The following is a 5,460-nucleotide window of genomic DNA, read 5'->3' as shown; positions in this document are numbered from 1 at the left end:
AAAGGCTGCCACGGTTCTCTCGGCCGGCGGGCCCAGCTCTGCCAGAGACGCTACGTCGAAAACCCAAGGCGTAACGGTTTCTTCTAATCTCGTTCCCAACAAGCGAGTTGAGGTCGCGCACGGCTACCGCGGAGACGGCCGGGGCGGCGATCACCCGCTGCCCGAGATAGCATCTGTTTTCAATACATAGGTTGAACGAGGCGGGCAGCTCCTGGCAGTAATCACCGAGGCTCCTGGCGTGGAGCCTAGGACAGCGAGCGCAAGGGGGCGAACCCGAAATGATGCCATACGCTGCGGTGGCTCGGTGAGCACGCAACGGACCGGGCCGGCATCCGCCGCAAAGCGGGGGATCGAGCGCTTGCGTAGGCGACTGGCCTCGGACGACGGGTTCAACCGCAAGCTGATCGCGCCACTGGTCTCTGGGGCGGCACTGAACCCGATCAATTCCACGGTCATGGCGGTTGCGCTGGTTCCGGTCGGGGTCGCGTTCGGAGAACCACCCTCGGCGACAGCGTGGTTGGTCTCGGCGCTGTATCTGGCGACCGCGGTCGGTCAGCCCCTGGTCGGCCGGCTCATCGATGAGTACGGGCCGCGGCGATTGTTCCTTCCGGCCACGGCGCTAGTGGGGATTGCGGGAGTGATCGGTGCCGCGGCTCCGAATTTGGCGGTGCTGATCGTGGCCCGTGTCGTCCTTGGCTTCGGCACCTGCGCGGGCTATCCCGCTGCGATGCGGCTGATTCGTGCCGAGGCCGACCGCACCGGCAAGGACAGCCCGGCCGGCGTGCTCACCATCCTGGCGATTTCCACGCAGACCATCGCAGTGATCGGACCGCTTCTTGGGGGGCTGTTGATCGGTCTCGGTGGATGGCGCACCACGCTGGCGATCAACATCCCTTTGTCAGCCGTGGCGTGCGTGCTCGGTTGGCGACGCTTCCCCAAAGACGAGCCCATTCAAGGTGCCTGCAAGACGGGTGCACGCAAGCTCGATCTGGACCTCATAGGGTTGGTCTTGTTCGCTGGCCCGCTGGTCGCAATGCTGCTGTTCCTGATGCACCCGCATCGCGGCTCGTGGTACCTGCTTGTGATAACCGGTGTCGGTGCCGCAGGTTTCGTGGCCCGCGAACTGGGCCACCATGACCCCTTCATCGACCTGCGTGTGTTGGGTGGCAACATCCCGCTGTTGGTTACCTACTGCCGAGCGCTGCTGGCCTTTGCCGTGACCTACAGCTTCGTGTACGGCTTCCCGCAATGGCTCCAGGACGGACGCGGCCTGACCGCCAGGGACGCGGGCTTGGTTACGCTGCCGATGTTCGTCATTGCCATCGCCGTATCGGCGGCCACAGGGCGACGGGAAGCACTGCGCGGCAAATTGATTGCCGGTGCACTCGGGCAGATCGGCGCTTCCCTGTTTCTCCTCACATTGCAGCCCGCGAGCCCCGCGTGGATGCTCACCATCGTCGTGTTGATCATCGGCATCCCGCTGGGACTGAACGGCATTGCCCTGCAGAATGCGGTGTATCGACAGGCCAACCCCGCAAACCTGGGTGCCTGCGCGGGCCTGCTGCGCACCTTCAGCTACCTCGGCGCAATCGCCTCCGCCGCCGCGCAGGGCTGCTTTTACGGCCACAGGGTCACCACCAGTGGAATGCACCACCTCGCGCTGTTCCTCGTCGTTGTCAGTGCCGCGTTCCTTCTCATCACTGTGCTTGACCGGTCGCTGACCCGCAAAGACATCGACTGACGATCAACGGGCAACCAACGGGTCTAGCTCATGCGGGCCGCAAACGAGCGCCGGACGGTCGCCCACCGCATCGCGTCAGGACCAGTTGTCAAGCTCTACTGGCGATTAGACGATTTCGAGCCGGTCTAGTCGTGGCTGTCCTGGAGCGACAACGCGTCGTATGTTTGCCGTCCCAACAGGGAAGGCGTCGGTGTGGATCTGAGGAGCGCAGCCACACCGCAGAAGTCACCCAGCGCAGTGGATGAGCGGACCAACAAAGGACTCTGTCAGAAATTTCAACATTGATGTTGACATATTCCGGTGCCCTGTCCTACAGTCGTGATCTATGCCATAGCTCGCGCGTTTTGTGGCTCGCACCGTAGCGGGCCGGCGAGTGAAACGTCGCCGGAGCGTCGAGATATTTCAAGAGGAGTCGCAATGTCTGACCAGCCCAACCCCACGTCGGCGTTCTTCGGTGACAACGAAATGAAACTGGGTACGTTCTGCCTGAACATAAGCGGCGGAATGATGATGTCGACCGCGGCCAAGAACACGTTGGACTGGCAGGAAAACATCGCCGTGGCCCAGGCAGCTGACACCGCGGGCTGGGAGTTCCTGCTGCCCTTGGGCCGTTGGCGTGGACAAGGCGGGACGAACAACTCGAACGCCGAACAGTACGAGACGTTCACATGGGCGTCGGCGATTGCGGCGGTGACCGAACACATCCACGTTTTCTCGACCTGCCACGTGCCGATTTTTCATCCGATGCTGGCAGCCAAAATGGGCGCGACGATCGACCACATCAGCGGCGGCAGGTTCGGGATGAACATTGTCGCCGGCTGGAACGAGCTCGAGTTCGGGATGTTCGGCATCGAGCAGCAACCCCACGATGACCGTTATGCTGCCGCCGCTGAGTGGCTCGAGATCATCGAACGCCTGTGGTCCGAGAACGACGAGCTTGACTACCGGGGGAGCTACTACACCGCCAAGCGCGGATACCTACAGCCCAAGCCGATTCAGTCGCCCCGCCCAGTCGTCGTGTCCGCGGGAACTTCACCGGTAGGACTGGATTTCGCGCTGACACATGCCGACTACACCTTCCAGGGTGGCCCTGACTGGGAATCGCTGGAAGGTACGGCGCGGCGTACCCAAGATCGGGCCAAAGAGCTGGGAAGTTCCGCTGGGCTGCTTGCCTTCTCGTCGATCGTGGTCAAGGACACCGAAAAGGAGGCGCGGCGCTACTTCGAGTGGTATGTCGATGAGTGCGGCGACCACGACGGTGCTCGAGCGCTCGTGGAGCGCGTCATCGGAGGCGGCGCGCAGAGCATTCCGCCGGAGGTCATGCGCCAGCAGATCCGTGGCTGGGTCGCAGGATATGCGGCACTGCCGCTGATCGGAACAGCTGAGCAGATTGTCGATCAGCTGAGCCAGTACAACAAGATCGGGTACAGCGGTGTCGCCCTCAGCTGGCTGGACTACTCGGAGGGCATCGAGCGGTTCAACGCCGAGGTGCTACCGCTGATGAAAGAAGCTGGACTACGTCGTGGCTAACCGGAGCAAGGGAGTCCGTAATGAATGAGGTTCAAGCACATCGTTTGTCGGGAAAAGTGGCCTTGGTGACCGGCGGTGCTCGCGGCATCGGAGAGGCCACGGTTCGGCGGCTTATCGCCGAGGGCGCGCAGGTAGTGCTGGGTGACCTGCTGGTCGAAACCGGAGAGCTGCTCGCCAAAGAGCTGGGTGCGTCGGCATCCTTCGTCGAGCTGGACGTCACCTCCGAAACGGACTGGAAACGCGCCATCGAACATTGTGTCGCGACGTTTGGGCCGCCGTCGATCTTGGTGAGCAACGCCGGAATCATGTGCGTCAAGCCGATCGAACAGTCGACCGTGGAGGATTTCCGGCGCACCTACGAAGTTAATGCAATCGGAGCGTTCCTCGGTATCCGCGAGGTTGTCCCAGTGATGCGTGCCATCGGAGGAGGCTCCATTGTCACGATGTCGTCGACCGCGGGCAGCATCGGCGTTGGGGGGATGACGGCTTACTGCGCGAGCAAGGCCGCGAATTTCACGATTGCGCGTTGTGCCGCATTGGAATTCGGGAGAGACAACATCCGGGTGAACGCGGTGAATCCGGGAATGATCGACACCGCGATGAGCCGAAGCGACGCCGTCGCAACCTTCGATGCGAGCGACCTCTTCGCGGGCTTGCCGTTGGGGCGAATCGGCCGGGTGAATGAGGTTGCGGCGTTGATCGCATTTCTGGCCTCAGACGACGCCACTTTCATCACCGGCGGACAACACGTCGTCGATGGTGGTCTGCTTGCCGGACAAGTGATGTCCTGACAATCGCGAAGTTTTGGAGTACGGCTGAGTTCCAGCGGATCGCGGCCGTCTGATCGTCGACCGCACCCGGAGCGCGCCGTACGTCAGCGCGCAGCCCGATGGACTCGGAAAAGCTCCACTTCCCCGGGCACGCCCCGGAGGCGGTGAGCACCCGCCGGCACCCAAACCAGGCTTACGGGCTCACCACTGGATTGCCGCGCAGAATCGGTGACCAGTAGGGTTCCCGGCCGTGCAAGGCCGGTGACCCGGCTCGCCACGTTCACCGGGCTGCCGAACCAGTCGCCGGCGCGGCTGACCGCCAGTCCGGCCGCCGTCCCTGCCCGCAACCGCGGCAGCCCATGCACCGCAGCAGCGTCGATGAGTTCGAGAACTACCTCGACCAGGCGGGTCGTATCGGTCGACACCAGCATCACGGCGTCGCCAATCGTCTTGACGAACACCACGGGCGGAACCGCGACGTCTTGGGCGAGTTCTGCCAGCCGACGCGCGAGACCTTCAAGCTCCTCTGGCACAAGCATTTCGCCGAGATGCGTGAAACCGACGAGGTCGGCGAAGGCGACGGAGAGCTGGCGGGCGCCGGGCAGTGACCCGGTCGCGCGTTCGGCGACTCCGATCGCCTCAGCCTCAAACATCCGCCGATACTGCACGCGAAGTAGATTTTCTAGCATCGGCCCTGCATGGGGGATAGCCGCCTGTGCCAACACCTCAGCTGCCGCTGCGATATCGATCTCGCTGGCACCAGGTTTGACCAGCAGCCGAAAAGCGGGCTCACGCATCATTGCGGCAAAGCGTCCAAATCCTTCGGTCAGAACCTTCACGGCCGCAACCGCCTCAGTTGATTCCAGCCCGATGTCGAGAAGGTATTTGGCCTGTGCAACCGCCTGCCCATCCACCAGAGGCACCACGGCGTCGTCGGGGTCCTCGATTCTTGGCAGACCCGCGGCGCGCATCAGTTGTTGCAGCGACTCCAGCTCGATTCCGCTCAGCCGAGACATCTCGCGCGGTGACACATAGACGCCGTGGTCACCCATCACACGGTTGGCGGGCAGCATCATCGGGGTCAGCGATGCAGCTACCTGGTCCACTGTGAAACCGCGATCCAGCAGCCAGGTGATCAGTTCAGCGCGATCGCGCCGCGCGTCGCCGACGAGCCCGTCTAGGAGGGTCTCAATGCCCCGGTCGGAGGTCACGTCGTGTCGAGGCTGATCTTCGGCATCCGCTGCCACGGCTACTCCTTTCAGCAACACCAGGTAGCAGAGGCTCGCGCATCGGTGACCGTGGCCTGGGTCGGGATTTCCGAAGGGTAGCTGGGCAGACGTCGCCGGACACGCACGGTCTCACAACGCCAACAAAGGTGTTGATCGCATCGGCGAACGTCACGTCTCTAGCTCCAGCGCG

4 protein-coding genes are annotated in these 5,460 nt (G+C 63.1%); 3 read left to right on the top strand and 1 reads right to left on the bottom strand.

Translation table 11 applies throughout. The annotated features are described in order from the left end of the window. The first annotated feature begins 304 nt into the window (after nt 1-304). The 3 genes from WAN02_RS25370 (at nt 305) to WAN02_RS25360 (ending at nt 4,062) form a co-directional block, all read left to right on the top strand. A complete protein-coding gene (locus WAN02_RS25370) occupies nt 305-1,741 on the top strand; it encodes an MFS transporter (RefSeq protein WP_422267579.1) in 1,437 nt (478 codons plus the stop codon). A gap of 417 nt (nt 1,742-2,158) precedes the next feature. Further along, nucleotides 2,159-3,271 (top strand): LLM class flavin-dependent oxidoreductase, encoded by a 1,113-nt coding sequence (locus WAN02_RS25365; protein ID WP_422267577.1) that lies wholly within the window; start codon nt 2,159-2,161, stop codon nt 3,269-3,271. 20 nt (nt 3,272-3,291) lie between these two features. Next, complete coding sequence (locus WAN02_RS25360) at nt 3,292-4,062, top strand: SDR family NAD(P)-dependent oxidoreductase (protein WP_422267575.1); 771 nt, start codon at nt 3,292-3,294, stop codon at nt 4,060-4,062. A gap of 83 nt (nt 4,063-4,145) precedes the next feature. Here the strand turns inward: WAN02_RS25360 and WAN02_RS25355 are convergent, their stop codons facing one another. Next, nucleotides 4,146-5,252 carry an adenylate cyclase regulatory domain-containing protein gene (locus WAN02_RS25355; RefSeq protein WP_422267581.1) on the bottom strand — a complete coding sequence of 369 codons (1,107 nt, stop codon included), beginning with the start codon at nt 5,250-5,252 and terminating at the stop codon, nt 4,146-4,148. Between the last annotated feature and the right edge of the window lie 208 nt (nt 5,253-5,460).

The sequence above is a fragment of the Mycobacterium sp. genome (assembly GCF_049281135.1).
Taxonomy (GTDB): domain Bacteria; phylum Actinomycetota; class Actinomycetes; order Mycobacteriales; family Mycobacteriaceae; genus Mycobacterium.
Note: the sequence above shows the minus strand (reverse complement) of the source record. Positions and strands in the feature narration are given on the sequence as shown.